We start from the raw sequence: 26,852 nt of genomic DNA, 5'->3' as shown, positions 1-26,852 counted from the left end.
CGGTGCAACAGCAAGCTCTTGAATCAGGCGAGAAAGCTGTCTTCCGATCATCGCCGTCCCCGCCGCAGCCGATCGCCCGTCCCCGACGGGAGGTGTCACGCGCCCGACTGGACATTGGCTCCCGCCGGTCAGGACGCGTCTCCCATCGCCCCCCAACGAAAATGCCCCGGGCTGGTTTGCCCAGGGCATCGTGTCCGCAATCGGTCCAGCCGCGGGCCGGACCGGTGAATTTCAGCTGCCGTAGACCTTCTGCGCCGCCGGCGATTCGGCTATGAGGCCGTCGATCACGTCGGTCAGTTCAGCCGGGTTCCAGCGCGCCTTCTTGTCGCGGACGATGCCGGTCTTCCAGCCGTTGGCGATGGAGACCTTGCCGCCCTCCACCTCGAAGACCTTGCCGCTGACGTGGGCCGACAGCGGGCTGCACAGCCAGACCACCAGCGGGGCGACGTTCTCGGGGGCGTAGTGATCGAAGCTGCCGTCTTCCGGCTTCTTCATCATGGCGCCGAAGGGGCCTTCGGTCATGCCGGTGCGCGCGGCCGGGGCCAGGGCGTTGGCGGTGATGCCGTAGCGGCCCAGTTCCGCCGCCTGCACTAGCGTCAGCGAGGCGATGCCGCCCTTGGCGGCGGCGTAGTTGCTCTGGCCGATGGAGCCGTTGAGGCCGGCGCCGGAGCTGGTGTTGATGATGCGGCCGTCGGCCTTGGTGCCGGTGGCCTTCACCTGATCGCGCCAGCGCTGCACCAGCTTGCTGGCGATGCAGAAGTGGCCCTTGAGATGAACCTTCACCACGAGGTCCCAGTCGTCCTCGGACAGCGAGGCGAACATGCGGTCGCGCACGATGCCGGCGTTGTTGACCACGCCATGGACGTCGCCGAAGGTGTCGACGGCGGTCTTGACGATGTTCTCGGCGCCGGCCATCGAGGTGATGTCGTCGACGCTGGCCACGGCCTGGCCGCCGGCGGCCTGGATTTCCGCGACCACGGCCTCGGCGGCCTCGCGCTTGATGTCGTTGACCACGACGTTGGCGCCCTCGGCGGCCAGTGCCAGCGCGTAGCCGCGGCCCAGGCCGGCTCCGGAGCCGGTGACGATGATCGTGCGGTTGTTGCAGATGCCCATGTTGGTATCCGTGAATCGGGAATGGAGAATCGGGAATCGTTAAAGCGATGCGGCCTGGGAATCGGGGGCCGGAAACGATTCCCGACTCCCGATTCCCGTCTTTACAGGCGCTCGATGATCGTGACGTTGGCCACGCCGCCGCCTTCGCACATGGTCTGCAGGCCGTAGCGGCCCTTGGTGCGTTCCAGCTCGCACAGCAGGGTCGACATCAGCTTGACGCCGGTGGCGCCCAGCGGGTGCGACAGGGCGATGGCGCCGCCGTTGACGTTGGTCTTGGCGTGCGGGTAGCCGGTGTCCTTGAGCCAGGACAGCACCACCGGGGCGAAGGCCTCGTTGATCTCGACCAGGTCGATCTGGTCCAGCGACATGCCGGCCTTCTTCATCGCCACTCGGGTGGCGGGAATCGGCGCGGTGAGCATGTAGATCGGGTCGTCGGCGTAGACGCTCATGTGGTGGATGCGGGCGCGCGGCGTGAGGTTGTACTTCTTCAGTGCGCGCTCGGAGACCACCAGCAGCGCGGAGGCGCCGTCGCCGGTCTGGCTCGACACGCCGGCGGTGATGGTGCCGCCCTCGGCCAGCGGCTGCAGCGTGGCCATCTGCTCCAGCGTGGTGTCACGCACGGTCTCGTCCTGCTTGATGCCCCAGGATTCGATGATCTCGCGGTCGAAGCGGCCTTCCTTCTGGGCCTGGCGCGCACGGCGGTGCGACTCCAGCGCGAACTTCTCCATGTCCAGGCGGGAGATGTCCCACTTGTTGGCGATCAGCTGCGCGCCGTGGAACTGCGAGACCGGGTCGGTGCCGAAGCGCGTGGTCCAGCCCTTGGATCCGGAGAACGGATCCTTGAAGCCCAGGGGCTGCGCCGCGATCATCGCCGACGAGATGGGGATCTGCGTCATGGTCTGCACGCCACCGGCGACGACCACGTCCTGCGTGCCGCTCATCACCGCCTGCGCGGCGAAGTGGACAGCCTGCTGCGAGGAGCCGCACTGGCGGTCGATGGTCACGCCCGGCACGTGCAGCGGCAGGCCGGCGGCCAGCCAGGAGGTGCGGGCGATGTTGCCGGCCAGCGGGCCGATGGCATCCAGGCAGCCGAAGATGACGTCGTCATAGTCCTCGGCCGGAATCTTGTTGCGCTCGACCAGGGTCTTGAGCACGTGTGCGCCAAGATCGGCACCGTGGATGGCGGACAGGCCGCCCTTGCGCTTGCCGGTGGGCGTGCGCAGGACGTCGACGATGTAAGCTTCTGACATTGCTGTATTCCTTCGAGAGTTCGGGTGACTGGCTTGGGAATCGGGCATGGGGAATCGGGAATCGTAACAACAGCCGTGTCTACGATTCCCGGTTCCCCATTCCCGATTCTTGTCTTTTCAGAACGTTTCGCCCGGACCCAGGCGGGCCCCGTCGGCAAGAATGAAGTCGGCGATGCGCTTCTTGTGGAAGGCGCGATCGCCCCAGGCCGCGTCCAGCGCCCAGGCGCGCTTCATGAACATTTGCAGGTCGGTTTCCCAGGTGTAGCCCATGGCCCCATGCACCTGCATGCTCTTGCGCGCACCCAGCCAGGCGGCTTCGCCGGCGGCGAGCTTGGCGTGCGACACGTACACGCCGCGGCGGGCCTGCTCACGCTCGGTGGCGTAGGCAGCGCGATACAGCACGGGCTTGGCGAACTCGGCCTTCACGGCGACGTCGGCCAGGTGGTGCTTCACTGCCTGGAAGGAGCCGATCGGCTTGCCGAATTGCTTGCGCGTAGCGCTGTAGTCGATGCCCAGGTCCAGCATGCGCTGGGTCAGGCCGACCAACTGCGCGGCACCGGCCAGGGCGGCGCGGTCCAGCACGCCGTCCCAGAGCTGCTTGCCCAGGCGCGCCGGGCAGATGCGCGTGGCGTCGCTGGGCGTCCAGTTGACCTTGTAGAGGCGGCGCGACATGTCGATGCTGGGATTGAACGACAGCTTGACCTGGTCCTTGGTCAACGCATGCACCTCGTCGTCATGCCACATCAGGATCAGGTCGGCGTTCTGCGCGTCCGCCACCATCGGGTTGACCGGGTGGCCCACGGCGATGCGCGCGCTGCCGTCGGCGATCTTCGGCAGCCAGGTCTTCTTCAGCGTGGCGTCAGCCGCCGGCAGGCGGTTGAGCAGGTAGGTAGCCAGGTACGCGGTGTCGATCAGCGAATCCGGGATGGCGTAGTAGCCCAGCTCCTGGTGGATCAGCACCCACTCCAGGTCGCCGGCGCCGATGCCACCGAATTCCTCCGGCACCGACAGTGCCGTGAGACCCTGCTCGGCCAGCTTGCCGCGCAGCTCGCGCGAGCGGCCGGTCTCGGTCTCCCAGATCTCGCGCAGCCACTCGGGCGCGGCTTCCACCATCAGGAACTTGCGGATGGAGTCGGAGAAAGCGATGTGTTCGTCTTTGAACGCAAAGTCCATGGCGTTCTCCTTAGCGCGGCAGGCCGAGCATGCGCTCGGCGATGATGTTGCGCTGGATCTCGTTGGATCCCGCGTAGATCGGGCCGGCCTGCGCGAACAGGAAGCCCTCCAGCCAGTGACCGATGTTGCCGCCGTCCGGCGAGCCCTCCATCAGCTCCGCACGCGGCCCGAGCAGGCGCATGGCGGTCTCGTGCATGGACAGGTCCAGCTCCGACCAGAAGATCTTGTTGGTGCTGGCCTCGGGGCCGATGTGCTCGCCCTTGCGCAGGCGCCCGGCGGTGGCATAGGTCGCCAGGGTGTAGGCTTCGGCGTCCATCCAGCTCTTGACCACCGCGTCGCGCAGCGAGCAGTCGTCCACGTTCTTCTCTTCGGCCTTGTACAGGTCCACCAGCGCCTTGGCGGTCTGCTGGAAGCGGCCCGGCGAACGCAGCATCAGGCCTCGCTCGAAGCCGGCCGTGGCCATGGCCACGTTCCAGCCCTGGCCTTCCTCGCCCATGCGGTTCTCCACCGGCACGCGAACGTTGTCGAAGAAGATCTCGGCGAAGCCCGGCAGGCCGTTGAGCTGCTTGATCGGGCGGATGGTGATGCCCGGCAGGTCCAGCGGCAGCAGCACGAAGGTCAGGCCGTGGTGGCGCACGGAGTCCGGGTCGCTGCGGAACAGGCCGAACAGCCAGTCCGCCCAGACCGCACGGGTGGACCAGGTCTTCTGGCCGTTGATGACGTAATGATCGCCGTCACGGATCGCCTTGCAGCGGATCGCCGCCATGTCGGAGCCGGCGCCCGGCTCGGACCAGCCCTGGGCCCAGATGTCGTCGCCCGCCGCCATGCGCGGAAGGAAGCGCTTCTTCTGCTCCTCGGTGCCGTATTCCATCAGCGTGGGGGCCAGCAGGAAGATGCCGTTCTGGTTGACGCGCAGCGGAGCGCCGGCACGCCAGTATTCCTCTTCGAAGATCAGCCATTCGATCAGGTCGACGCCGCGGCCGCCCAGGTGTTCCGGCCAGGTCACGGCGCTCCAGCGGCCACCGTTGAGCTTGTGCTCCCACTCGCGGTGCTGGCGGAAGCCTTCCTCGGTGTCGAAGCTCTGCAGCGGCTGCTTCGGCACGTTGGCGGCCAGCCACTCCCGGATCTCCGCCCGGAATTTGTTCTGTCGCTCGGTGTATTCGAGTCGCATGGTTTCAGCCCTATGTTTATTTTATTTAGTTCAGCTCTTCGGCTAGAACTTGGCTTCACGCTTCTCGACGAAGGCGCGCCTTGTTTCTGCCGAATCTTTCTCGCTGTACGCCTGGAGTGTGAAGCCCTGCTCCCAGCGGTACTTGTCTTCCAGGTTGCCGTCCTCGATGCCGTTGAGGGACTCCTTGGCCAGGCGGATCATCGCCGTGCTCTTGGCGGCGATCTTGCGCGCGATGGACAGCGCGGCCTCGCGCAACTCGGCGCGCGGCACCACGGTTTCGATGGCGCCCAGGCGGTGGGCCTCGGCGGCGGTGATCGGCTCGCCGGTGAAGTACATCATGCGCACCTTCTGCACCGGGAACAGGCGCTGCAGGTGGGCACCGCCACCCATCGCACCGCGATCCACCTCGGGCACGCCGAAGGTAGCGTCCTGGCTGGCCACGACGATGTCCGCCGCGCCGGCCAGGCCGATGCCGCCGCCGAGCACGAAGCCGTGCACGGCCACGATCACCGGCAACGGGTTGCGGTGCACGGCCTTGAAGCTGCGGTAGTTGCCGGCATTGACCGAGACGATCTTCTCCGGGTGCTTGTCCAGCTCCTTGATGTCCACGCCGGCGCAGAAGCCGCGTCCCTCGGAGCGCAGCACGATCACGCGCGCGTCCGGGTGGGTGCCCAGCTTCTCGATCTCGTCGGCCAGCGCATGCCAGCCGGCGTCATTGAGGGCGTTGACCGGCGGGCGGTCGATCACCAGTTCGGCGATGCCGTCGTTGATGGTGGTGCTAAAGCCGTGGCTCATGCGGTCTTGTCCAGGGGATTGCGGGTGGAGAGGCTGGCGAGGCGGGCCTCGGCCTCCGTGGCGATGCCTTCGATGACGTCCTTGACGCTGGGCAGCGAGCCGATCACGGCGGCGACCTGGCCGGAGGGCAGCACGCCTTCGTCCGGGCGACCTTCCACCATCGCGCGCTGGATCAGCACCGGGGCATTGGCGGCCATCATGGTCTGGATCGCGGAGTCACCCTCGCGCAGCGCGGCGAAGAAGGTCTTGGCCATGTGGCCCACCGACATGCCGGTATGCACGCGCCATTTCCAGGCACTGCTCAGGGCCACGAACAGGCGATGCAGCAGGCCGCCGCTTTCCAGCTTCAGCAGGAAGGGGTTGTCGATCATGCGCTGCGGCATGCCGTCGACGGCGGTGGAAGCACGGATCTGCGCCGGTTCCTTCACCGCGACGTACTTCTGCAGCGTGGCCTGCGGCACCGGCGATTCCGCCGTCATCAGGAAGCGCGTGCCCATGGCGATGCCGGCGGCACCGAAGGCCAGTGCACCGGCCAGGCCACGGCCGCTATGGAAGCCGCCGGCCGCGACCACCGGCACCTTCACGGCGTCCAGCACCTGCGGCAGCAGCAGCGTGGTGGGCACCGAGCCGGTGTGGCCGCCACCCTCCGCGCCCTGCACGGTGATGATGTCGGCGCCCAGTTCCACCGCCTTCTGCGCATGCTTCAGCGCGCCGACAGTGGGCATGCACAGGATGCCGGCCTCCTTGAAACGCTTGATGGTCTTGGCGTCGGGGCCGCGGCCATAGGACACCGCGCGCACGCGGTCCTTGTGCTTCAGGCAGAGTTCGATCACTTCCAGCGCATTGGGCTGGAACATGTGGAAGTTCACGCCGAACTGCACCGTGGTGGCGGCGCGCACGTCGGCGATGGCCTGCTCCAGCTGCACGGTGGACATGGTGGCGGCGGCCAGGAAGCCGAAGCCGCCGGCATTGCTGGTGGCCGCCACGAGCCTGGCGTCCGCCACCCAGCCCATCGCGGTCTGCACGATGGGATAGCGGCAGCCCAGCAGGCGCGTGAGTTCGGTTTGCAGGGATTGGCTCATCTGACTAGTCGTTCTTCTTGTTGGCCGCAGCCATGGCCTTGGCGTCCAGACCGGCGAGGTTGTTGCCGGTCAGCAGCTGGTTGTGGACATGGGCCAGGTGGTGCCAGCCGAAGGCGGCGTCCATCGCGCTGCGCTTGCCGCGCAGTTCCTCGACGTGGTTGATCGCCTGCTTGGCCAGGGCCATCGCCAAGCGCGGCTGCGCAGCAAGCTTCTGCGCGATGCCCTCGACGGCGGCCTGCAGCTCCTCGCGCGGCACCACGCGGTTGACCATGCCCATCAGCTGGGCACGATCGGCCTTCATCTTCTCGCCCAGGAACAGGAATTCCTTGGCGATGCGCGGATGCAGCTCGAAGGCGTGGGCAAAGTACTCCACGCCCGGAATGCCCATCTTCAGCACAGGGTCCTGGAAGTAGGCGTCCTCGCTGGCCACGATCAGGTCGCAGATCCAGGCCAGCATCAGGCCGCCGGCGATGCAGGCGCCCTGCACCATGGCGATGGTCGGCTTGGGCACGTCGCGCCAGCGGCGGCACATGCCGAGGTAGACCTCCTGCTCGCGGGCATACTGGAACTCGCCGCCGGGCTTGCCGACGTGGTCGTACCAGAGGTGCTGGCGCTCGAAGCTCTCGTGCGCGTCGCGCTCCGGCGTGCCGATGTCATGGCCCGCCGAGAAGTTCTTGCCGGTGCCGGCCAGCACGATCACCTTGACCGCGTCGTCGTCGACCGCACGCCGGAAGGCGGAGTCGAGGGCATAGGTCATCTTGGAGTTCTGCGCGTTGTGGTAGCGCGGGCGGTTCATCGTCAGCCAGGCGATGCCGTCGCGGACCTCATAGAGCACGACTTCATCGCGCTCGACGTTGGCAGGCTGTGTCATGGGCTCAGGCCTTCACGATCACCGAGGAGCCATGGCCGAACAGGCCCTGGTTCGCCGTGATGCCGACCTTTGCGTTCGCCACCTGGCGCTCGCCGGCCTGGCCGCGCAGCTGCCAGGTCAGCTCACAGACCTGGGCCAGCGCCTGGGCCGGCACCGCTTCACCGAAGCAGGCCAGGCCACCGGAGGGATTCACCGGCAGGCGGCCACCCACGCGGGTGGCGCCTTCGCGCAGCAGTCTGGCGGCGTCGCCGCGGGCGCAGAGCTGCAGGTCCTCGATCCAGTCCAGTTCCAGCGCGGTGGAGAGGTCGTAGACCTCGGCCACGCTGACGTCCGCGGGGCCGATGCCGGCTTCCTCGTAGGCCTTGCGGGGCAGCGCGGCGCGGAAGCTCTGCGCCGGCACGGCGACGGCGGAATCCGTGGCGATGTCCGGCATCTCGACCAGGGCCGAGGCGAAGGTCGGCGTCACGGTGGAGATGGCGGCGATGCGCGGGGCCTTGGCCTTGCCGATTTTCCGGGCGTACTCGACGCTGGAGACGATGATCGCAGCGGCGCCGTCGGAGGTGGCGCAGATGTCCATCAGGCGCAGCGGGTCGGCCACCATCGGCGAAGCCGCCACGTCCGCGGCATTGAAGACCTTGCGGTAGCGGGCGTTGACGTTGGACAGGCCGTGCTGCGCGTTCTTGATCTTGACCTGCGCGAAGTCCTCCAGCGTGTCGCCGTACATCTCGATGCGGCGACGCGCATAGAGCGCGAAGTAGGTCGGGTTGGTGATACCGAGGCGGAAGCGCACCCAATCCGGATCGTCCGGACGGTCGCCCGGCTGCGGCTTGAGGAAGCCCTTGGGCGTGGTGTCGGAGCCGATCACCAGCGCCACCTCGCACTCGCCCGAGAGGATCTTGGAGCGTGCCGCGGCCAGGGCCTGGGAGCCCGAGGCGCAGGCGGCGTAGGAGGTATTGACCTGCGCGCCCTGCCAGCCGAGGGCCTGCGCGAAGGTGGCACCGGCCACCTGGCCCGGATAGCCGTTGCGGATGGTCGCCGCGCCGGAGACGAACTGGATGTCGCGCCAGTTCACGCCAGAGTCGGCCAGCGCGTCACGCGCGGCCTTTACGCCGTATTCGACGAAATTCTTGCCCCACTTGCCCCAGGGATGCATGCCGACGCCGAGGATGGCGATATCGCGGTTCGTGCTCATGCGACAGGCTTCCACTTCCAGGTCAGCTTGCCGTCCGCCAGCGGCTCCAGCACCAGTTCCATCGTCAGGCCGGCGCGCAGCGACTCGACGCCCGTGCCGGCAACGACCTGGCCGAGCACGATCATTTTTTCCTTCTCCAGCTCCACCGCGGCGATCGCGAAAGGCACGAAGGCATCCTTGTCGACCTGCACGTAGGGTTCTGGAGGCTGGTAGGAGGCATTGGTGAAGGACCACAGCTTGCCGCTGCGCGATAGCGGCACCTCCTCGAAGCTCTCGCCGTTGCAATCCGGGTTGCGGCAGTAGCCCTTCAGCTTCGGGAAGTAGTAGGTGCCGCAGGCCGTGCAGCGCGTTCCCAACAGGTGGGGGCGCTGCTGGTCGAGCGTGAACCAGCCTTCCAGGACCGGCACGGGGGCTGCCTGCTCGTTCAGCACTGCGCTCATGCGGCGGCGGCCGTACGGACGGCGGGCGGGTTGCCCTTGAGCTGCTGCGAACGCAGGTTGTGCGGGTCCATGCGGCGGATCACGGCGAGCTGTTCGGCGGTGGGCAGCGGCGTTTCGCCCATGCCCGGCGCCTGCAGCAGCGGAAAGCCGGTGGCGGCCTGCACCTGCTCGAACGTGACGCCCGGGTGCAGCGACTTCACGCGGACCGCATGGTCCGGGCCACCGAAGTCCAGCACGCAGAGGTCGGTGACGACCAGGCGGATGTCGACGAAGTCCTGCTTCATGCCCGGCGCCCAGCGCTCCGGCTTGTAGCCGACGCCGGAGACCATATCGACCTCGCCCGCCACGAATACGCGCGGACCGTGGTTGGGCACGATCATCGAGTTGATGTGGTTGATGCTGTTGCCCGGCAGGCCGCGCACGCCGAGGATGGCCGACTTGGGCTTCTCGTAGGGGCCGACGGAGGACAGGTTGGTCTGGCCCCAGCGGTCGATCTGTGTCGGGCCGATCATGGCGTGGCGCTTGCCGCCCCAGACGCACTCGAAGACGCGCTCGAAGGACATGTAGCCTTCGTACTTGGGCTGGTAGTCGCCGCGGGCGCCCAGGGGCACCGGCTCGGACACCAGGAAGGCCTCGCTGTCGGTCATCAGCAGCTCGGGCGAATGCGTCAGCTTGGCCAGGGAGGCGCCGATGCGCGGGATCACGCCGATGCCGGAGGCCAGCAGCTCGCCGTTGTCGCGCCAGGCCTCGGAGGCGGCGACGATCATCAGCTCGGCCAGGGACACCACTTCGTTTTCGGTCATTTGCGTCATGTTCAGAACACCGGCTGCTTGAGCTTGGCGGCGCGCTCGGTGCCACCGATCTTCGCCAGGTATTCGCTCTCACCCGGGGTGACGAACTCCGCCACGTACTTCTCCCAGCCGCCCTCCTCGGTGGCCGAGGCGTTGTAGCGCTTGAGGTGGTCCATGTCCCAGCCGTAGTCGGGGCCGAGGTAGGTGGGGTGCGCACCCAGCGGCGCATGCACCACGCCCTTGACCAGGTAGCGCTCGAAGGGATTCTGCTTGGCGGTCTCGGCGTCCAGCTCGAAGCGCTCGCTCACCGTTTCGGCGCTGACGTAGCAGGCCTCGGCGGCGCGGGCGTAGAGATGGTCGAAGAAGGTGTCGGCACCGCGGATCAGGGTGTTGCCCAGGCGGTCGGCCTGGTTGACGTGCAGCAGCGCGGCGTCCAGCTTCAGCGCCGGCATCGCGACGTAGACCTCGCCATCCGCGTAGGGCGACTGGATGGTCTTCAGCGAGGGGTTGCGCGCCAGCACGTCGGTGGCCAGGCCACAGCGCGTGGGCAGGAAGGACATGCGCATGCCGGCGGCGCGCAGGCCCCATTCGAACATGCCCTCGTCCAGCTCCATCACCTCGATCGCGGCGGACTCGCGGGCCTTGCGGAACCAGGGCTCCAGCGGGATTGCGTCCATGGTGACGAAGGCGTACACCAGCCTCTTCACCTTGCCGGCGGCGCAGAGCATGCCGACATCCGGGCCGCCGTAGGACACCACGGTGAGGTCCTTCAGCGGCGAGCGCAGGATCTCGCGCACCAGCGCCATGGGCTTGCGCCGCGGACCCCAGCCGCCGATGCCGATGGTCATGCCGTCGCGCAACTGCGCAACGGCCTGGGCGGCGGACATCTCTTTGTTCAGTGCCATTAGCGGAAGCCCACCGAGAAGTCGTGACCCCAGATGGAAACCTGCTGGGTCTGCGTGGTCTCCCATTTTCCGGGTTCGACGCTGATGCCGCCCCACCCGTACTCGAGCGCGAAGTTGCCGGGGGTCATCACGTAGAACGAGGTCATGCGGTCGTTCTCGTGCTCGCCCAGGGTGGCCATCATCTTGACACCCTGCTTCTGCACGCGGTCATAGGCCTTGCCCACGTCGGTAATGGTGTCGACCTCGACCATGGCATGCACGCAGCCGGAGGGACTGGGCATCTCGGCCAGCGCGAGGCTGTGGTGGCGGCCGCTGGCGGCGTGCAGGAAGTAGATGCGGATCACCGGCGCATCCGGGCCCGGCTGGAAGTTGAAGATGTCGGTGATGCCGAAGCCGAATACGTCCTGCCAGAACTTCAGGGTGGCATCGAACGTGCCCGCGGCCGGCAGCACGGTGTGGCCCATGCCCTGGTGGCCAGTCTTGAAGCCCTGCACGCCGATCGGCGAGCCGAAGGGCGCCTTGGGGCCGGTGTAGCCGTAGGAGATCTCGTGGCGGTTGCCGGCGGGATCGGAGAACGAGGACAGGGCTTTGACCTGGCGCGCAGCGACCAACTGGGCATCGCCGGTTTCCACTGCCGTGCCGGACTGGGCCAGCGCCGCGAGGGCATCCCGGTAGGCCGCTTCGTCGCGCACTTCCCAGCCGGAGGCCAGGTAGCGGTCCTCAGGCCCCGGCACGACCGCGATGCGGTACGACCGTTCGTCCATTTTCAGGAACAATCCGCCGTCGGCGGTGGCCGACGTGGACATGCCGAGCACCTGCTCGCCATAGGTCTTCCACTTGGCGGTATCCGTGCTTTGCGAAACGATGTAAGCCAGTGATTCGATTCTGATCATTGGGGCCGATTGCCGGAATATGGGTAGTGGCGCCATATTGGTCCGGAGGGCGTTTTTGATCTTCATCCGTTGGGATGAGACTGTACGGAGTGAATCCAGCGGAGGCGGCAGACCCCCGCAAGAGTGATTTGTGGTATTTGTTATTCTTGGTTCGGGGGCCCAAGGAGGGGCACATGGAGCTTGCAAGTCAACCATGGGCAGGGCCGGACGCCTCCGCAGAGGGCGACCGCCTCGCCCGCATGGTCCGTCTGGGGCTCACGCTGGCGGCGGAGGCCGATCCGGATGCCCAGTTGCGCCACCTGTACGGGGAAGCACGCGAGATCCTGCAGGCCGATCACGTGGAACTGCTGCTGCCCGACGACCGCGGACAGTTTCCCACTGCCGGCGATCTGCTCCGCGACCGCCCGGCCCTGACCCTGCGCATCAGCTCGCCTTCGGTCCCCCTGGAGCCGGCACAGTTGCCGCAGCGACTGCCCCCGATGGGTGCCCTGCTGGCCATGCCCATGCAGAACGAGGGCCGCCCGGCCGGCTGGCTGCTGCTGGGCCGATCGCCGGGAAGGAACCCCTTCAGCGCTTCCGACGAGCAGATCGGGATGATGCTGGCGACGGGGCTGACCATATTCCGGGAGAACATCCGGCTATACCGCCAGGCCCAGCGCCAGGCCCGGGAGCTGCGTCGCGAGATCGCCCAGCGCGAACACAGCGAGAACGCGCTGCGGCGCCTGACCCGCATCCACCGCATGCGCAGCCGCATTGCCGCCGAGATCGTGCGTTGCCGCAGTCAGCAGCAGCTGTTCAAGGAGGTTTGCCGCACGGCAGTGGACCAGGGCGGCTTCCGCCTGGCCTGGATGGGGGTGCAGCAGGGCGAAGCAGTGGAGCCGGTGGCCTGCCACGGCGAGGACCATGGCTATACCGACCTGCTTCGCGAATACCAGCGCGCCGGCCATCGCAGCGGTCCCGCCACAACCGCCCTGCACGAACGCCGCGAGATCGTCTGCAACGATATCGCCCGCGACCCCCTGATGATTCCCTGGCGTGCGGCGGCGCTGGAGCGCGGCTACCGCTCTGTGGCGATACTGCCGGTCTTCGCGCGTGCACGCCTGGCCGGCTGCCTGGCCTTGTATGCAGGCGAGCCCGACTTCTTCAGCCAGGAGGAGCGGCAACTGCTGTCCGAACTGGCGGGTGACATCTCCCACGCCCTCGAATTCATTGCCAACGAAGAGCGGCTGGACTTCCTGTCCTACTACGATCCGCTGACCGGCCTGGCCAATCGCCGCTTGTTCCATGAGCGCCTCGGCCAGCACCTGCTGGCGGCGCGCCAGGCCACCGGCCGCCTGGCCGTGATTTTGGTGGACCTGGTGCAATTCAAGGCGGTGAATGACGCCGTCGGCATGGCCGCCGGCGACGAGGTGCTCAAGAGCGTGGCGGAGCGTCTAACGCGACTCGCCGGCAGCCCGGCCTACCTCGCCCGTACCGGCGGGGACCGCTTCGCCGCCGTGATCCCGGACCTGAAGGATGCCCGCAGCCTGTCGCCGATGCTGCGCGATCGGTTGTGGACCCGGCTGAGTCGCCCGATCGATGTGGCCGGGCGCGCCCTCAGCCTGTCGGGCAAGGTCGGCCTGGCCCTGTACCCCGAGGACGGGGACGATGGCGAAACCCTCTTCCGCAACGCCGAGGCCGCGCTCAAGCGTGCCAAGCAGACCGGCGAGCGCTATCTGTTCTACACCGCCCAGATGGGTTCGGCGATGAAGCAGCGCCTGGAGCTGGAGACACGGTTGCGCCATGCGCTGCAGGACGACCAGTTCGTGCTGTATTACCAGCCCAAGGTGGACCTTTCGGATGGGACTGTCTGCGGAGCGGAGGCGCTGATCCGCTGGGCAAGTCCCGATCTGGGCCTGGTCCCGCCGGGGCAGTTCATCCCGCTGCTGGAGGAGAACGGGATGATCGTGGAGGTGGGCCGTTGGGCCCTGGAGCAGGCGTTGGCGGACCGCTCCAGCTGGCTTCGAGCCGGCATCGTCGTGCCGCGCATCGCGGTCAACGTCTCGGCCGTGCAGTTGCGGGATTCCGCCTTCATCGATCACGTCGACCGTGTGTTGCAGCGCTATCCGGAAAGCGCCGGCGGCATCGAGCTTGAACTGACCGAGTCCAGCATGCTGTCCAACCCCGATGCCACCCTGCCGCTGCTGCAGCGCCTGCGCGACATGGGCGTGAACCTGGCCCTGGACGACTTCGGCACCGGCTATTCCTCATTGTCGTACCTGTCGAAGCTGCCGCTGTCCACGGTGAAGATCGACCGCTCCTTCGTGCTGCGCATGAGCGACAGCGCCCACACCATCAGCATCGTGTCCTCGGTGATTTCGCTGGCGCATTCGATGGGCCTGAGGGTGGTGGCGGAGGGGGTGGATTCCACCGAGCAGCTCAAGTTCCTGCGCCTGCTGCATTGCGATGAAATCCAGGGGCACCTGTTCAGCCCGGCGCTGCCGCCGGAGGACTTCGTGGCCTTGCTGCGCAAGGGGCGGACGCTGCCGCCGGAGTAGGCCGGAACGCCGTGGCGACGGGGCTTTGGGCTACTCTCGTCTACATGGACGAAGATTCCCAAGCCCAGCGGGAAATAATGCTGGCCTGACCTTTTCCAGGCCGGTTTCCCCCATGACCCAGTCCCCTTCTTCCACTTCCGGAGCCACCGACGGCACCCTGCCGGTCGACGTGCCGCTGGTCGTCGATTCCGCCGAGGCCGTGGCCTGGAACGAAACCGTGGACCTGCTGGTCGTGGGCTTCGGGGCCGCGGGCGCCTCGGCTGCCATCCACGCCCGCGAGGCCGGCGCCAACGTCGGCATCGTCGAGCGCTTCGAGGGTGGCGGCGCCACCATCAAGAGCGGCGGCATTGTCTACCTGGGCGGCGGCACGCGCCAGCAGAAGGCGGCCGGCTACGAGGACACTGTGGAGGCGATGTACCGCTACCTGCAGCTGGAAGCGGGCGACGCGGTCAGCAACCCGACCCTGCACCAGTTCTGCGAGGACAGCCTGGGCCTGCACGCCTGGCTGGAGTCCCTGGGAGCAAAGTTCGACTCCACCGCCCCGCCGCCCAAGACCTCGTATCCGAAGGACGGTATCTACCTGTATTACTCCGGCAACGAAGGCGTGCCCGCCTTCGCGGCCCAGGCCCTGCCGGCGCCGCGCGGCCACCGCATGCACGGCTCCGGCGTGGCCACCGGCAAGCACCTGTTCGCCATGCTGCGTCGCCGCGTGGAGGATCTGAAGATCCCGGTGATGACGCAGACCTCCGTGCGCCGCCTGATCCAGGACCGCAGCGGCACCGTGATCGGCGCCGAGGTGTCGCGCCTCAACCCCGAGTCGTCCGCCGGCCAGCGCCACCTCAAGCTGATGCGCAAGGCCGAGAAGGTGCACGACTTCGCCCCTGCCTGGGCCGACCGCCTGCGTGCGCAGGCCCTGGCGATCGAGCTGGCGGACGCGCAGCCGCTGCACATCCGCGCCACCGGCGGCGTGCTGCTGTCCACCGGCGGCTTCATCTTCAACCGCGACATGGTGCAGAAGCACGCGCCGAAGTACATGAAGAGCATGCGCCTGGGCGCCACCGGCTGCGACGGCTCCGGCATCCGCCTGGGCCAGACGGCCGGCGGCAGCGCCGCGCGCCTGGAGAAAGGCTCGGCCTGGCGCTTCATCAACCCGCCCACCGCCCTGCCCCGCGGCATCGTGGTGGGCGCCAACGGCGAGCGCTTCTGCAACGAGCAGGTCTACGGCGCCCGCCTGGGCGTGGAGATGTGCGAGCAGGGTGACGGCCGCGCCTGGCTGATCCTGGACGCCAAGCTGCGCCGCGAGGCGATGAAGGAAGCCGCCTTCGGCAAGCTGTGGATGTTCCAGTCCGGCCCGGCGCTGATCCTGATGCTGAGCTCGCCCAAGGCCCGCACCCTGGCCGAACTGGCCGGCAAGATCGGTGTGCCGGCCGCCGCGCTGGAACGCACGGTGCAGGCCAACAACGCCAGCGCCAGTGGCGCCCGGGCAGACGCCTTGGGCAAGTCCAAGGACATGCTTGCGGCGCTGGACCAAGGCCCCTACTACGCGCTGGACATCTCGGCCAGCAACAAGATCTTCCCCTGCCCGGCGATCACGCTGGGCGGGCTGCGCGTGGAAGAAGGCAGCAACCGCGTGCTGAACACGGCGGGCCAGCCGATCCCGGGCCTCTATGCCGCCGGCCGCACGGCGGTGGGCGTGGCCTCCAACTTCTACGTCAGCGGCCTGTCGATCGCCGACTGCCTGTGGTCCGGCCGCCGCGCCGCGCTGCATGCCATCCAGAAGACCAACGACACGGCGGCGCAGGCCGCCTGAAACCAATTACCGGAGAGAGAAGAACATGGGACGCGTACAGGACAAAGTTGCGATCATCACCGGCGGTGCCAGCGGCGTGGGCGCCGAAGACGCGCGGCTGCTGGCCCGTGAGGGCGCCAAGGTGGTCATCACCGATCTCAACCAGGAACTGGGCGAGAAGGTCGCCGCCGAGATCAACGGCAAGCATCCGGACAGCGCCCTGTTCATCAGGCACGACATCGCCAACGAGGATGACTGGATCTCGGTGATCGCCAGGACCGAGGAGAAGTTCGGCGGTCTGGACGTGCTGGTCAACAATGCCGCGATCCTGGCCTACGGCACCATCGAGGACACCTCGCTGGAGCTGTGGCAGAAGATCCAGCGCATCAACTCCGACGGCTATTTCCTGGGCTGCAAGCACGGCCTGTTGGCGATGAAGAAGCGCGGCGGCGGCTCGATCGTCAACATGTCCTCCATGGCCGGCATCGGCGGCATGTCGTCGTTTGCGGCCTACAGCGCCAGCAAGGGCGCGGTAGCGGCGCTGACCCGCTCGGTGGCGGCGCACTGCCGCATGAACCTCTATAAGATCCGCTGCAATTCGATCCACCCGGACGGCATCGTCACGCCGATGGTGGCCAACCTGCCGCGCGACCCCAACCAGCAGGCCAAGGTGCGCGAGAAGGACCCCAAGCAGCTGCAGGCCCGCTTCTGCATGCCGGCCGACATCGCCAACCTGGTGCTGTTCCTGGCCTCGGACGAGTCGCGTTTCATCCAGGGCGCGGAAATGCGCATCGATAACGGCTACCTTATGTGGGCGGACTGAGGGCCCCAAAGCATCAATCCGCAAATGAACGCAAATGAACGCAAATGAAATTTCTTCGTTGCCGTAATTTGCGTTTATTTGCGTTCATTCGCGGACTGTCGTTTCGAGCTTTTTAATCAATGTCAAAAATCCAATACCACTCGCTGAAGGTCGCCCAGGTCATCGAAGAGACGGCCGACGCCCGCTCGCTGGTGTTCGACATCCCGGCGGAGCTGAAGGACCTCTTCAGGTACAAGCCGGGGCAGTTCCTGACGCTGCGCGTGCCCTGCGGCGCCAAGCCGCTGCCGCGCTGCTACTCGTTGTCGAGCACGCCCTTCGAGAACCAGCCGCTGCAGGTGACGGTGAAGCGCGTGGCCGGTGGCCGTGCGTCCAACTGGCTCTGTGGCTGCCTGCGCGCCGGCGACACGCTGGAGGTGGCGGTGCCGGCCGGCATCTTCACGCCCAAGTCCTACGACGGCGACTTCCTGATGTTCGGCGGCGGCTCCGGCGTGACACCGGTACTGTCGATCATCCGCAGCGTGCTCAGCAACGGCAAGGGCCGCATCCGGCTGTTCTACGCCAACCGCGACGAACGCTCGGTGATCTTCGCCGCGGAGCTGGCAAAGCTGTCGCGCGAGCATCCCAAGCGCCTGCAGGTAATCCACTGGCTGGATTCGGTGCAGGGCATCCCCTCGCAGGTGCAGATCGAGGCCATGGCGCAGGGCTGGGAAAGTGCCCAGTGCTTCATCTGCGGCCCCGGCATCTTCATGGATACCACTGCGGCGGCGCTGCAGCAACTGGGCTTCCCCACCTCGCGCGTGCACATCGAGCGCTTCGTCTCCCTGCCGGAGGAATCCGACGAGCTGCCGGTGCCGGTGGCGGTCGAAGGCAGCGAGGCCGCCCGCCTCGAGGTTGAGCTGGACGGCGTGCAGCACGTTGTCGAAGTGCAGCCGGGCCAGTTGCTGATCGATGCCATGGAGCAGGCCGGCATGGAGCCTCCGTACTCCTGCCGCGCAGGCGCCTGCGCTGCCTGCATGTGTCATCTCGACGACGGCGAAGTGGAAATGCTCAGCAACCAGGTGCTGGAGCAGAGCGACATCGCCCAGGGCTGGATCCTGTCCTGCCAGGCAGTGGCCAAGTCCCCGCTCGTGAAACTGCGCTACCCGACATGAGCCACACCATCATCCAGGCCTTCGCCGACAGCGTGCAGAAGTACGCACACCGCACCGCGGTGGTCGGCGAGGACGGCAGCGAGCTGAGCTACGCCGAGCTGGACCAGCTGCGCATCTATGCCGCACGAGCACTGCTGGCCATGGGCGTGGCACGCGGCGACCGCGTGGCGATCTGGGCGCCGAATTCGGTGGAATGGATCGTGGCCGGCCTGGCCATCCAGACAGTGGGCGCGGCGCTGGTGCCGCTGAACACGCGCATGAAGGGCGCCGAGGCGGCCTATATCCTGGAGAAGAGCGGCGCCAACACGCTGTTCTGTGCCGGCCGCTTCCTAGGCCTCCACTATCCGACGATGCTGGCCGATCACTGGCCGAGGTCGCTGAAGCACGTCGTGGTGATCGGCGATGCCGAGACAGGTGATACCGGCTGGCGCGCCTTCATGGCCAAGGCCGACCAGTCGCACACCGAGGACGTGCACCAGCGCGCCGCGACGGTGCAACCCACCGACACGCTCGACATCATGTTCACCTCCGGCACCACCGGGCGGCCCAAGGGCGTAGTCACCACGCACGCGCAGAATCTCGACGTGATCCGCGCCTGGTCCACGGTGATGGGCCTGGTGCCGGAAGACAAGTACCTCATCGCCAATCCCTTCTTCCACACCTTCGGCTACAAGGTGGGCTGGCTCGGCGGCCTGTTGCACGGCCTGACCGTGCTGCCGCACGCGGTGTTCGACGCCGCGGCCATCCTGCAACGCATCGCCCGCGACCGCATCTCGGTGCTGCCCGGCCCACCGACGCTGTTCATCAGCCTCCTCAACGACCCGGCCCGCGCCACGGCCGACCTCTCCTCGCTGCGCGCCACCATCACCGGTGCCGCCGCCATCGCGCCCTCGCTGATCGAGCGCATCCGCGCCGAGCTGGGCTTCAAGACCGTACTGACCGCTTACGGCCTGACCGAGACCTGCGGCGTGGTGTCCATGTGTGAGGCCGGCGACGACGCCGAGACCATCGCCCTGACCAGTGGCAAGGCGATCCCGCACGTGGAACTGCGCTGCGTGGACGGTGACAACAAGCCGGTCGCCCCGGGCGAGTCCGGCGAGATCGTGGTGCGCGGCTACAACGTCATGCAGGGCTACCTGGACGACGAAAAGGCCACCGCCGAAACCGTCGACGCGGAGGGCTGGCTGCACACCGGCGACATCGGCGTGCTGGACGAGCGCGGGTATCTCAAGATCACCGACCGTCTGAAGGACATGTACATCGCCGGCGGCTTCAACTGCTACCCGGCGGAGATCGAGCGCATCATCGCCGCGCATCCAGCGGTGGCCCAGGTCGCCGTGATCGGCGTGCCGGACGAGCGCCTCGGCGAGGTCGGCAAGGCCTGCGTCGTGCTGCGGCCCGGAGCGAGCCTGGGTGACAAGGAACTGATTACCTGGTGTCGCGACAACATGGCGAACTACAAGGTGCCGCGCTACGCCGAGATGATGGCGTCGCTGCCGACCAATCCCTCCGGCAAGGTGCTGAAGTACCAGCTGCGGGATCTGGCAAAGCCTGCGGGTTGATTCTGTTGTCCCCTCGCCCGCTTGCGGGAGAGGGCTAGGGAGAGGGCTTCTGTAGAGCAGGCATGGACTGATCCATCCATCATCTACAGACACCCTCGCCCCCCTCTCCCGCAAGCGGGCGAGGGGATTAACGAAAAGATTTTCTTGAGGAGCTACGAATGAGCAAGAACCTGAACGGCGTCGTCGCCATCGTCACCGGTGCCTCCCGCGGCGCCGGCAAGGGCATCGCCATCGCGCTGGGCGCGCAGGGCGCCACGGTCTACGTCACAGGCCGCTCGCAGAACGAGGGCGATGCCCCCCTGCCCGGCACCATCCATGCCACGGCCGCGGCAGTGACCGCTGCCGGTGGCAAGGGCATTGCCGTCACCGTGGACCACTCGGACGACGAGCAGGTGCGCCAGTTGTTCGGCCGAGTCAAGAACGACCAGGGCAAGCTCGACATCCTGGTCAACAACGCCACCTTCATCCACGACCAGCTGATCGAGGGTGGCGGCTTCTGGGAGAAGTCGCTGGACCTGGTGAACATCCTCGACGTCGGCCTGCGCTCGTCCTACGTGGCCAGCTGGCATGCCGCCAAGCTGATGTCGGCGCAGAAGAGTGGCCTGATCGTGTTCACCTCCTCCTTCGGCGGCAACTGCTACATGCATGGCGCCGCCTACGGCGCGCAGAAGGCTGGCGTGGACCGCTTCGCCCACGACATGGCGCTGGACCTGAAGGGTTACAACGTCTCGGCCAATTCGATCTGGATGGGCATGCTGCGCACTGACCGCACCAAGCGCGTGATGGACGAGGACGCCGCCAAGTACCAGGGCTTCTGGGATATCGCCGAGACGCCGGAGTTCACCGGCCACGTCATCGGCGCGCTGTTCCGCGATCCGCAGCGCATGGAGAAGTCCGGCCAGGTGCTGATCGGCGCCGAGCTGGCGCTGGAATACGGCCTGACGGACGAGGGCCGCCAGCCACCCTCGCACCGCCCCATGCTGGGCGCGCCGGCGCCAGTGAATCCCGCCGTAGTGCAGTAGCGAAGGCTCGAGGCCCGTTCGCACTGAGCCTGTCGAAGTGCGAACGGGCGATCCTCCAGGCCAGGGCAGCCCGCGCTTCGGCAGGCTCAGCACGATCGGCTGGCGGCGGAGGCTAATCCACCAGCGGTGACCCCGGCTGGACCACGCAGGACAGCCCGGCGTATTCCTCCAGCACCGCACGCAAATCCGGCAGCTTGCGCCCCGCCTTGTACTCGGCGCGCACCACCGCTACCGCCACCGACGTCAGCAGCTTGGCCCTGGCCTGGACGCGGTTGGCGCCGGCGGCCTCCAGGTCCTTCTGCGTGACCATGGCGGTGCCGATCTCCATGCGCTGCAGCATCTCGTAGCCCGTTGGGTCGTACTGCAATTGGTGTGCGATCTCCTGCAGCGCCGGATGCTCCAGGTTGTAATCCAGGTAGAGCATGAAGGCCTGCAGCAACTGCTCCAGGCCCGAGGGCATCGCCGTGGTGGCGCGGATCACCGACAGGCGCGCGTCGGCGAAGAGCTCGGCCATCAGCTCGCGCTGGAAGACCAGTGTGTCGCCGAAGCCGGCCGCGAACTCTTCCTCGCTGCAGGCCCCGGCCGCCGCCATGCGCTCCACGTCGAGGTGGCTGGCACGGCGGTCCTTGCCGGCCAGGGTCTTGGCCGCGGCGAGGATTCTCTGCTTCACGCTCAGGTTCTCAGCCATTTTTCAGCATGACCTCCGGCCCCAGCCGGCCGCGCAGCCAGGGCAAGCGTTCCCAGCGCTCGGAGAAGTCGGCCGGGACATATTCGTTGGACGCCTTGCCGCCGGCGCCGATCAGGCCGATGGCCTGGTAGGCCGCGGCCACCAGTTCGCTGCAGAACAGCTCGGCCAGGTTCTCCGCCTGTTCGCCGAAAGGCCCGTCATAAGCAGCGCCCATCAGCTCCAGGACGTTGCTCTCGTAGGCACGCCCGCGCAGGCGCTGCCGCAGGCCGGCCAGTTGCTCCAGGGCGCTGTCTTCCAGCTCCTGGTCCAGGCGGCGGCAGGCGACGTCGCCATCGTGCTCCTGCAGGCGGGCCTCCAGCGACACCAGCTGCACGCCGGGCTGGCGCCGGCCGGCTTCCAGGCAGGCCAGGGTGGCGTCGGTGGTAGCCTCCCAGAGGCAGGGGTAGTCGTACTGCGGCAGGCGCAGCACCAGGCCGACGTGCGACCAGCGGCTCAGCGTGACCCACTTGATGCTTTCGGCCGTGCCGGACTTGCCGGCGAACAGCACGATGTCACCCGTCTTCAGTCGATGCGGCACCGCAGCCCCCACGTTCCGTCGTTCGTTTGGAGGAGGCCACCGCCGGGCGCGGCGGCCACCATGGGATTCTCACGGGGAGAGTCTATGACAGGACGGCCTGACCAAGCTGTGACCGCTGCCTCCGCCTTGCCGCCCGATTGCGTGGCGCTGGTGACCGGCGCCAGCCGTGGCATCGGCCGCGCCATCGTGCGGCGCCTGGCTGCGCAGGGTGCGGCGGTGGTGGTGCACGCGTCGCCGCGCTCCCAGGCCGGCCTGGACGAGACCGTGGCCCTGGTCCGCGCCGCCGGGGGCCGTGCGGCCGCGGTGGCGGCCGACCTGGCCGACGCCGGGGGCCGCGCCAGCCTGCTGGCGGAGGCCGCCAGGCCCTTCGGGCCGGTAACGGTGCTGGTGAACAACGCCGCGGCCAACCCGGCCTATGCCCCGCCCAGCCGCATCGACCTGGCGGCGCGCCAGGCCGGCTTCGAGATCAACTTCCACGCCCCGGTGGACCTCTGCCAGCAGGCGCTGCCGGCCATGAAGGCCGCCGGCTGGGGCCGTATCGTGAACCTCAGCAGCGAGATGGCGCAGCAGCCGCCGATCCCCTACCCCGGCCCCGCCAAGCTGGTGCACGGCCTGGCGCTCTACGGCGCCGCCAAGGCCGCGCTGGAGCGCTTCACGCTGGGCCTGGCCGCCGAGCTGCATGGCAGCGGCATCACCGCCAATGCGCTGCTGCCGGTGAAGATCGCGCTCAGCGAGAGCGCCGAGGCGGTAGCGCGCCAGGTGGGCGCCACCAACCCGCACTGGGTGGAGCCCCTGGAGATGATGGCGGAGGCGGCCTGGCTTCTGGTCGCCGGGCGCTACAACGGGCTGGTCACCAACAGCCGCGCGATGCTGCAACTGGCGCAGAGTCCGCTGCATGCGCTGGACGGACGCACCGTGATCGGCGACGCGCTGTCCCTGACAAATTTCGCATAGACAAGAACTTTCGAGAGAGGAGATAACGATGTCCCGACTGCAAGGCAAGGTAGCGATCGTCACGGGCGGCGCCCGCGGCATGGGTGGCGCGACCTCGCGCCTGTTCGCGCAGGAAGGTGCCCAGGTGGTGATCGCCGACCTGCTGGAGGACGAGGGCCGCAAGCTGGCACAGGAGCTGGGGCCGAACGCCCTGTTCGTGCGCCACGACGTCAGCGACGAGGCCAGCTGGCAGAACCTGATCGAGCAGACCGTCAAGATCTACGGCGAGCCCAGCGTGCTGGTCAACAACGCCGGCGTGCTGCTGTTCCGCACGATCCAGGAAACCAGCAAGGCCGACTTCGAGCGCGTCATCGACATCAACCTGGTCGGCAGCTTCCTGGGCGTGAAGTACGTGGGCGCGCGCATGATCGCGCAGGGCCGTGGCGCCATCGTCAACATCTCGTCCACCGACGGCATGAAGGGTGCCAACGGCCTGGGCGCCTACTGTGCCAGCAAGTGGGGCATCCGCGGCCTGACCCGCGCCGCCGCCATGGAGTACGGCCACAAGGGCGTGCGAGTGAACTCGGTGCACCCGGGCGGCATCGACACCGCCATGGGCAACCCGTACGCCGAGGCCAAGGAAGAGGTCAACAAGCGCTACACCTTCGTGCCGCTGCAGCGGGTCGGCGAGCCGGTGGAAGTGGCGCGCGCCTCGCTGTTCCTGGCCAGCGACGAAAGCTCCTACCTCTGCGGCGCGGAGATCGCGGTGGACGGCGGCATGCTGACGGGGACTTACTACGTCGGGTTTCCGGGGGCTCCGGGCGTCTGACCAGGGTTCGTAGGAGCGGCCGTTGGCCGCGAGGCGCTTGGTTGATGATCAGCCCGGCTTCGCGGCCGTCGGCCGCTCCTACGAGGAATCGATGCTCTACCTGTAGGAGCCAGCTCGCTGGCGACTGCCAGGCCGGAGGTCGCCAGCAAGCTGGCTCCTACATTGCCCAGAGCAGACAGGCGGCCAGCCCCCGATGCGGCCGCCAGGCTTCCGCCTGCAACAGCAACGCCGCGGGATTCTCCGCCCCCGCGGACCGCACCAAACCCAGGTCCGTATGCGGGAAGGCGTCCGGCTGTCGGCCCAGGCGGATCGCGAGATAGCCGCGCGTCCAGGGGCCGAAGCCCGGTAGCGCCGCCAGGCCGGCTTCCACCTCCTGCCAGGGTCCATCCAGCCGCAATCCGTCCTGGGCGGCTCGCGCCAGCACTCGCAAGGTCTCCACGCGCCGGCCCGGCATGCCCATCTGCGCCAGGTCGGCGTCCAACAGTGCCTGCGGGGTGAGTTCGCCGCAGCGCTCGATCAGCCGACGCATCAGCGTGCCGGCAGCGGCGACGCTGACCTGCTGGCCGATGATGGTGCGCAGGCAGAGTTCGAAAGGATCCCAGCAGCCCGGCGGGCGCAGTCCGGGCATGCGCTTCACCAGGGGTTTGAGCACCGGATCGCGCGCCAGCTGGCGCAGCGCCGGCGCGGGGTCCTCTTCCACGGCGAACAATCTCATCGCGCGCTCCGGCAGGCCGGATGCCGCCATGCGATGAGCCGAGGCGATGCAAAGCACCGTGCCGTCCCGCGCGGGTGCGACCTGCAACCAGTCCTCGCCGACTCTGCGCCGGTAGGCACCGTCGGCAATGTCCTCCATCAGCGGGATCAGGCGGGGCCGCAGGTAGTCCAGCAACACCGGCCAGGGCAGCGCCTGGCGCAGCGGCAGCTCGGCAAGAGTCCTCAAGGAATCTCCTTTGTCACCGCGCGCTCGCAGTCGATCAGCGTGCGCTTGCGCTCCAGGCCCCACTTGTAGCCGCCCAGGCTGCCGTCGCCGCGGATCACGCGGTGGCAGGGCACCAGCAGCGCCACTCGGTTGGCGGCGCAGGCCGAGGCCACGGCGCGCACCGCGCGCGGCGAGCCGATGGCCTCGGCGACTTCGGTGTAGCTGCGCAGCTCGCCGTTGGGGATCTGCTGCAGGTAGGCCCAGACCTTCATCTGGAACGCGGTGCCGCGCAGGTCCAGCGGCAGTTGCCGCGCCGGCGGCTGGCCTTCGACATGCGCCGCCAGCGCGCGCATCCAGTCCTGGAATGGAGCGCGCTGCGCATCGCCCATCGGCTCCAGCACGGCTTCGGGATATTCGCTGCGCAACTGCTGCTGCAGCGCCGCCTCGCTGTCGCCGAACTGCACGAAGCAGAGGCCACGATCGCTGGCCCCCATCATCAGCAGGCCCAGCGGCGTGCGCGACACGGCCCAGGATATGGCTACGCCGGCACCGCCGGCGCGGTACTGCTTGGGTGTCATGCCCAGTCGCGTGGCGGCCCGCTCGTAGACGCGGCTGGCGGAGCCGAAGCCGGCGTCGTGGATCGCACGCGTCACGCTGCTGCCGCCGCGCAGGCCCTGGCGCAGGGCGCGCAGGCGGCAGGCATCCACGTACTGCTTGGGGCTGACGCCGGTCACGGTCTTGAACTGCCGCTGCAGGTGGAAGGGGCTCAAGTGTGCCTGCTGCGCCAGGGTCTCCAGCGGGAGCGTGTCCTGCGCATGGGCCTCGATGTAGCGGCACAGCTGCTCGATGCGGGCGACCGTGCGGCGGTCCGCACGCTGCTCCAGGGGCCGGCAGCGCTTGCAGGCACGCAGGCCATCGGCCTCCGCCGCGGCAGGCGTGGCATAGAAGCGCACGTTCTTGCGCAGCGGCTGGCGCGAGGGGCAGGACGGTCGGCAGTACACGCCGGTGGTCAGCACGCCGTAGTAGAAATCGCCGTCGCGCGAGGCATCGCGCTCCTGTACGGCCTGCCAGCTGAGTTCTTCGTCCATGTCCGTGTCCTGGGGCTGTTCGGTGGGTACGGCGCCAGTGTCGACGCTCGTGCCCGGCCGTCCTATCCGCTTCTTGCGGAGTCGGTCCGCCACAGCAAGGGATACATGCGATGGCGCCCGGCCAGGCCCTTCAGTTCCGCCTCGCACGGCTCGCCAAAGTGGAAGTCCGGATCGCCGGCGCAGCGCTCGTGCAGCGCCGCCGAGCTCAGCACCTCGCCGCCGGCCGCCTGGGCGGCGATGCGCGCCGCCAGGATCACGGTGATGCCGAAGAAGCGGTCACCCTCCTGGATCGGCGTGCCGGTGTGCAGGCCGATGCGCACGCGAATCGGCTCGCCTTGCGCCTTGGCATTGTGGCGCGCAAAGGCGCGCTGGATGGCGCTGGCGCAGCGCAGCGCCGCCGCGGGATCGGCGAAGGCCAGCAGGAAGCCGTCGCCCTGCAGCTCCACCTCCTTGCCGTTCTCGCGCTGCAGCTCCTTGCGCACCACCTGGTTGTGCAGCTTGATGACCTCGTGCGCGGCCTGGTCGCCGAGGCGCTCGGTCATGGCGCTGAAGCCCTCCATGTCGCTGAAGACGATGGTGACGGTCCCGTCGGCGGAGATCGCACCGGAGAAGTCCGGGCGCCTGCCCTGCACCGCCGCGATCACCACGTCCATCGACGACTTCACCGCACGGATGGCGTGGCCCTCGGCCTCGTCCCTCAGCGTCAGGGCCAGTTCGGTCAGCTTGTTGAGCCCCGCCATGCCCACGCTACCGACCAGCTCGCCCAGGGCCCGCGGCAGGCGCGTGTCCAGGGCAGGGGCCGGCGGCGGCTCTGGCACCACGCGGTCCAGCAGGGGGCGGGACAGCAACAGCAGCGCGACGCCGCCCGCCGCCTGCAGCAGGCACACCAGGGCCGGCGGGAGCCAGGTGGCCGGCGGCAAGGGTGCCAGCCCGGCGCGCAGGGCCAGGCCCAGCCCGGAGGCCAGGGCGTCGGCCAGCAGCAGCAGGGCCACCGCCAGGAACAGCAGCTGGCCCAGGCGGCGCTCCTGCTCGCCGCCACTGCGGCGCGGCGCCGGCATGGGCAGGAAGCGCGGCGCCAGCCGCCAGGCCAGCAGCGCCGCCAGCAGCCACAGTGCGGCGCCGGGCAACACGGACGGCGCCGGCTCGGCGGGCAGGCGCGCCAGTTGCTGCAGGCCGCGCAGGCCGCACCAGGCGGCAAACAGGCGACTCAGCGGCAGGAGCAGTTCGCGGGGAATCATGGGGCCATTCTAGGACGACC

24 protein-coding genes and 2 pseudogenes are annotated in these 26,852 nt (G+C 68.1%); 9 read left to right on the top strand and 17 right to left on the bottom strand.

What is annotated here, in order from left to right; translation table 11 throughout:
* Positions 1-231: 231 nt before the first annotated feature.
* From QT386_RS10930 to QT386_RS10875, 12 genes are all read right to left on the bottom strand, one after another.
* On the bottom strand, positions 232-1,113 hold the full coding sequence (locus QT386_RS10930) for an SDR family oxidoreductase (protein WP_289273797.1): 882 nt from the start codon (positions 1,111-1,113) through the stop codon (positions 232-234).
* A gap of 101 nt (positions 1,114-1,214) precedes the next feature.
* Positions 1,215-2,363 (bottom strand): acetyl-CoA C-acetyltransferase, encoded by a 1,149-nt coding sequence (locus tag QT386_RS10925; RefSeq protein WP_289273796.1) that lies wholly within the window; start codon positions 2,361-2,363, stop codon positions 1,215-1,217.
* A 117-nt stretch (positions 2,364-2,480) separates the two neighbouring features.
* Positions 2,481-3,536 carry an acyl-CoA dehydrogenase family protein gene (locus QT386_RS10920; protein WP_289273795.1) on the bottom strand — a complete coding sequence of 352 codons (1,056 nt, stop codon included), beginning with the start codon at positions 3,534-3,536 and terminating at the stop codon, positions 2,481-2,483.
* A gap of 10 nt (positions 3,537-3,546) precedes the next feature.
* Positions 3,547-4,707: an acyl-CoA dehydrogenase family protein gene (locus QT386_RS10915; protein WP_289273794.1), complete on the bottom strand. Its 1,161-nt coding sequence runs from the start codon at positions 4,705-4,707 to the stop codon at positions 3,547-3,549.
* Positions 4,708-4,749: 42 nt separating this feature from the next.
* Entirely contained in the window at positions 4,750-5,502 is a 753-nt protein-coding gene (locus QT386_RS10910) for an enoyl-CoA hydratase family protein (protein WP_289273793.1), read from the bottom strand.
* A complete protein-coding gene (locus QT386_RS10905) occupies positions 5,499-6,584 on the bottom strand; it encodes a nitronate monooxygenase family protein (RefSeq protein WP_289273792.1) in 1,086 nt (361 codons plus the stop codon). The genes QT386_RS10910 and QT386_RS10905 overlap by 4 nt, the downstream gene beginning before the upstream one ends.
* 4 nt (positions 6,585-6,588) lie before the next feature.
* Positions 6,589-7,455 (bottom strand): enoyl-CoA hydratase, encoded by an 867-nt coding sequence (locus QT386_RS10900; protein WP_289273791.1) that lies wholly within the window; start codon positions 7,453-7,455, stop codon positions 6,589-6,591.
* A gap of 4 nt (positions 7,456-7,459) precedes the next feature.
* Positions 7,460-8,647, bottom strand: a complete 1,188-nt coding sequence (locus QT386_RS10895) for a lipid-transfer protein (protein ID WP_289273790.1) — start codon at positions 8,645-8,647, stop codon at positions 7,460-7,462.
* Positions 8,644-9,087, bottom strand: coding sequence for a Zn-ribbon domain-containing OB-fold protein (locus QT386_RS10890; protein WP_289273789.1), 444 nt, complete (start codon positions 9,085-9,087; stop codon positions 8,644-8,646). The genes QT386_RS10895 and QT386_RS10890 overlap by 4 nt, the downstream gene beginning before the upstream one ends.
* Positions 9,084-9,890, bottom strand: coding sequence for a CoA-transferase subunit beta (locus QT386_RS10885; protein ID WP_289273788.1), 807 nt, complete (start codon positions 9,888-9,890; stop codon positions 9,084-9,086). Before QT386_RS10885 ends, QT386_RS10890 begins: the two co-directional genes overlap by 4 nt.
* A gap of 11 nt (positions 9,891-9,901) precedes the next feature.
* Complete coding sequence (locus tag QT386_RS10880; RefSeq protein ID WP_367401424.1) at positions 9,902-10,777, bottom strand: CoA transferase subunit A; 876 nt, start codon at positions 10,775-10,777, stop codon at positions 9,902-9,904.
* 5 nt (positions 10,778-10,782) lie between these two features.
* Complete coding sequence (locus QT386_RS10875) at positions 10,783-11,676, bottom strand: VOC family protein (protein ID WP_289273786.1); 894 nt, start codon at positions 11,674-11,676, stop codon at positions 10,783-10,785.
* Between the two features lie 173 nt (positions 11,677-11,849).
* On the opposite strand from QT386_RS10875, the gene QT386_RS10870 reads away from it, so the two are divergent.
* The 6 genes from QT386_RS10870 to QT386_RS10845 all read left to right on the top strand — a co-directional run bounded on the left by QT386_RS10870 (position 11,850) and on the right by QT386_RS10845 (position 20,560).
* Entirely contained in the window at positions 11,850-14,213 is a 2,364-nt protein-coding gene (locus tag QT386_RS10870) for an EAL domain-containing protein (RefSeq protein ID WP_289273785.1), read from the top strand.
* A gap of 112 nt (positions 14,214-14,325) precedes the next feature.
* Complete coding sequence (locus QT386_RS10865) at positions 14,326-16,023, top strand: FAD-binding protein (protein ID WP_289273784.1); 1,698 nt, start codon at positions 14,326-14,328, stop codon at positions 16,021-16,023.
* Between the two features lie 25 nt (positions 16,024-16,048).
* Complete coding sequence (locus QT386_RS10860) at positions 16,049-16,825, top strand: glucose 1-dehydrogenase (protein ID WP_289273783.1); 777 nt, start codon at positions 16,049-16,051, stop codon at positions 16,823-16,825.
* Between the two features lie 119 nt (positions 16,826-16,944).
* Positions 16,945-17,976 (top strand): ferredoxin--NADP reductase, encoded by a 1,032-nt coding sequence (locus tag QT386_RS10855; protein ID WP_289273782.1) that lies wholly within the window; start codon positions 16,945-16,947, stop codon positions 17,974-17,976.
* Entirely contained in the window at positions 17,973-19,538 is a 1,566-nt protein-coding gene (locus QT386_RS10850; RefSeq protein WP_289273781.1) for a FadD3 family acyl-CoA ligase, read from the top strand. Before QT386_RS10855 ends, QT386_RS10850 begins: the two co-directional genes overlap by 4 nt.
* 158 nt (positions 19,539-19,696) lie before the next feature.
* On the top strand, positions 19,697-20,560 hold the full coding sequence (locus QT386_RS10845; RefSeq protein WP_289273780.1) for an SDR family NAD(P)-dependent oxidoreductase: 864 nt from the start codon (positions 19,697-19,699) through the stop codon (positions 20,558-20,560).
* A 112-nt stretch (positions 20,561-20,672) separates the two neighbouring features.
* On the opposite strand, the gene QT386_RS10840 is transcribed toward QT386_RS10845, so the two are convergent.
* Both QT386_RS10840 and QT386_RS10835 read right to left on the bottom strand, forming a co-directional pair.
* Complete coding sequence (locus QT386_RS10840) at positions 20,673-21,230, bottom strand: hypothetical protein (protein ID WP_289273779.1); 558 nt, start codon at positions 21,228-21,230, stop codon at positions 20,673-20,675.
* A 10-nt stretch (positions 21,231-21,240) separates the two neighbouring features.
* On the bottom strand, positions 21,241-21,825 hold the full coding sequence (locus QT386_RS10835) for a YiiX/YebB-like N1pC/P60 family cysteine hydrolase (RefSeq protein ID WP_289273778.1): 585 nt from the start codon (positions 21,823-21,825) through the stop codon (positions 21,241-21,243).
* Here QT386_RS10835 and QT386_RS10830 point away from each other — a divergent pair.
* The 3 genes and pseudogenes from QT386_RS10830 to QT386_RS10825 all read left to right on the top strand — a co-directional run.
* Positions 21,817-22,548, top strand: a pseudogene (locus tag QT386_RS10830) (SDR family NAD(P)-dependent oxidoreductase); the annotation flags it as partial. The gene QT386_RS10835 and the pseudogene QT386_RS10830 overlap by 9 nt on opposite strands.
* 133 nt (positions 22,549-22,681) lie before the next feature.
* Positions 22,682-22,744, top strand: a pseudogene (locus QT386_RS23410) (hypothetical protein); the annotation flags it as partial.
* Between the two features lie 63 nt (positions 22,745-22,807).
* A complete protein-coding gene (locus QT386_RS10825) occupies positions 22,808-23,587 on the top strand; it encodes an SDR family NAD(P)-dependent oxidoreductase (RefSeq protein WP_289273776.1) in 780 nt (259 codons plus the stop codon).
* 157 nt (positions 23,588-23,744) lie between these two features.
* Here the strand turns inward: QT386_RS10825 and QT386_RS10820 are convergent, their stop codons facing one another.
* The 3 genes from QT386_RS10820 to QT386_RS10810 all read right to left on the bottom strand — a co-directional run bounded on the left by QT386_RS10820 (position 23,745) and on the right by QT386_RS10810 (position 26,832).
* Entirely contained in the window at positions 23,745-24,527 is a 783-nt protein-coding gene (locus QT386_RS10820; RefSeq protein WP_289273775.1) for a DNA-3-methyladenine glycosylase, read from the bottom strand.
* On the bottom strand, positions 24,524-25,594 hold the full coding sequence (gene ada, locus QT386_RS10815) for a bifunctional DNA-binding transcriptional regulator/O6-methylguanine-DNA methyltransferase Ada (RefSeq protein WP_289273774.1): 1,071 nt from the start codon (positions 25,592-25,594) through the stop codon (positions 24,524-24,526). Before ada ends, QT386_RS10820 begins: the two co-directional genes overlap by 4 nt.
* Before the next feature lie 62 nt (positions 25,595-25,656).
* On the bottom strand, positions 25,657-26,832 hold the full coding sequence (locus QT386_RS10810) for an adenylate/guanylate cyclase domain-containing protein (protein WP_289273773.1): 1,176 nt from the start codon (positions 26,830-26,832) through the stop codon (positions 25,657-25,659).
* Positions 26,833-26,852 lie beyond the last annotated feature (20 nt).

Origin of the sequence: Solimonas sp. SE-A11, from assembly GCF_030345715.1 — a bacterium.
Classification (GTDB): domain Bacteria; phylum Pseudomonadota; class Gammaproteobacteria; order Nevskiales; family Nevskiaceae; genus Solimonas_A.
Note: the sequence above shows the minus strand (reverse complement) of the source record. Positions and strands in the feature narration are given on the sequence as shown.

Excerpts from the sequence above, each read along its gene's own strand:
- QT386_RS10825 (WP_289273776.1), top strand. The coding sequence starts at position 22,808 with ATGTCCCGACTGCAAGGCAAGGTAGCGATCGTCACGGGCGGCGCCCGC.
- QT386_RS10920 (WP_289273795.1), bottom strand. The coding sequence starts at position 3,536 with ATGGACTTTGCGTTCAAAGACGAACACATCGCTTTCTCCGACTCCATC.
- QT386_RS10910 (WP_289273793.1), bottom strand. The coding sequence starts at position 5,502 with ATGAGCCACGGCTTTAGCACCACCATCAACGACGGCATCGCCGAACTG.
- QT386_RS10905 (WP_289273792.1), bottom strand. The coding sequence starts at position 6,584 with ATGAGCCAATCCCTGCAAACCGAACTCACGCGCCTGCTGGGCTGCCGC.
- QT386_RS10895 (WP_289273790.1), bottom strand. The coding sequence starts at position 8,647 with ATGAGCACGAACCGCGATATCGCCATCCTCGGCGTCGGCATGCATCCC.
- QT386_RS10925 (WP_289273796.1), bottom strand. The coding sequence starts at position 2,363 with ATGTCAGAAGCTTACATCGTCGACGTCCTGCGCACGCCCACCGGCAAG.
- QT386_RS10810 (WP_289273773.1), bottom strand. The coding sequence starts at position 26,832 with ATGATTCCCCGCGAACTGCTCCTGCCGCTGAGTCGCCTGTTTGCCGCC.
- QT386_RS10900 (WP_289273791.1), bottom strand. The coding sequence starts at position 7,455 with ATGACACAGCCTGCCAACGTCGAGCGCGATGAAGTCGTGCTCTATGAG.
- QT386_RS10870 (WP_289273785.1), top strand. The coding sequence starts at position 11,850 with ATGGAGCTTGCAAGTCAACCATGGGCAGGGCCGGACGCCTCCGCAGAG.
- QT386_RS10930 (WP_289273797.1), bottom strand. The coding sequence starts at position 1,113 with ATGGGCATCTGCAACAACCGCACGATCATCGTCACCGGCTCCGGAGCC.
- QT386_RS10860 (WP_289273783.1), top strand. The coding sequence starts at position 16,049 with ATGGGACGCGTACAGGACAAAGTTGCGATCATCACCGGCGGTGCCAGC.
- QT386_RS10890 (WP_289273789.1), bottom strand. The coding sequence starts at position 9,087 with ATGAGCGCAGTGCTGAACGAGCAGGCAGCCCCCGTGCCGGTCCTGGAA.
- ada (WP_289273774.1), bottom strand. The coding sequence starts at position 25,594 with ATGGACGAAGAACTCAGCTGGCAGGCCGTACAGGAGCGCGATGCCTCG.
- QT386_RS10850 (WP_289273781.1), top strand. The coding sequence starts at position 17,973 with ATGAGCCACACCATCATCCAGGCCTTCGCCGACAGCGTGCAGAAGTAC.
- QT386_RS10875 (WP_289273786.1), bottom strand. The coding sequence starts at position 11,676 with ATGATCAGAATCGAATCACTGGCTTACATCGTTTCGCAAAGCACGGAT.
- QT386_RS10885 (WP_289273788.1), bottom strand. The coding sequence starts at position 9,890 with ATGACCGAAAACGAAGTGGTGTCCCTGGCCGAGCTGATGATCGTCGCC.
- QT386_RS10845 (WP_289273780.1), top strand. The coding sequence starts at position 19,697 with ATGAGCAAGAACCTGAACGGCGTCGTCGCCATCGTCACCGGTGCCTCC.
- QT386_RS10865 (WP_289273784.1), top strand. The coding sequence starts at position 14,326 with ATGACCCAGTCCCCTTCTTCCACTTCCGGAGCCACCGACGGCACCCTG.
- QT386_RS10915 (WP_289273794.1), bottom strand. The coding sequence starts at position 4,707 with ATGCGACTCGAATACACCGAGCGACAGAACAAATTCCGGGCGGAGATC.
- QT386_RS10855 (WP_289273782.1), top strand. The coding sequence starts at position 16,945 with ATGTCAAAAATCCAATACCACTCGCTGAAGGTCGCCCAGGTCATCGAA.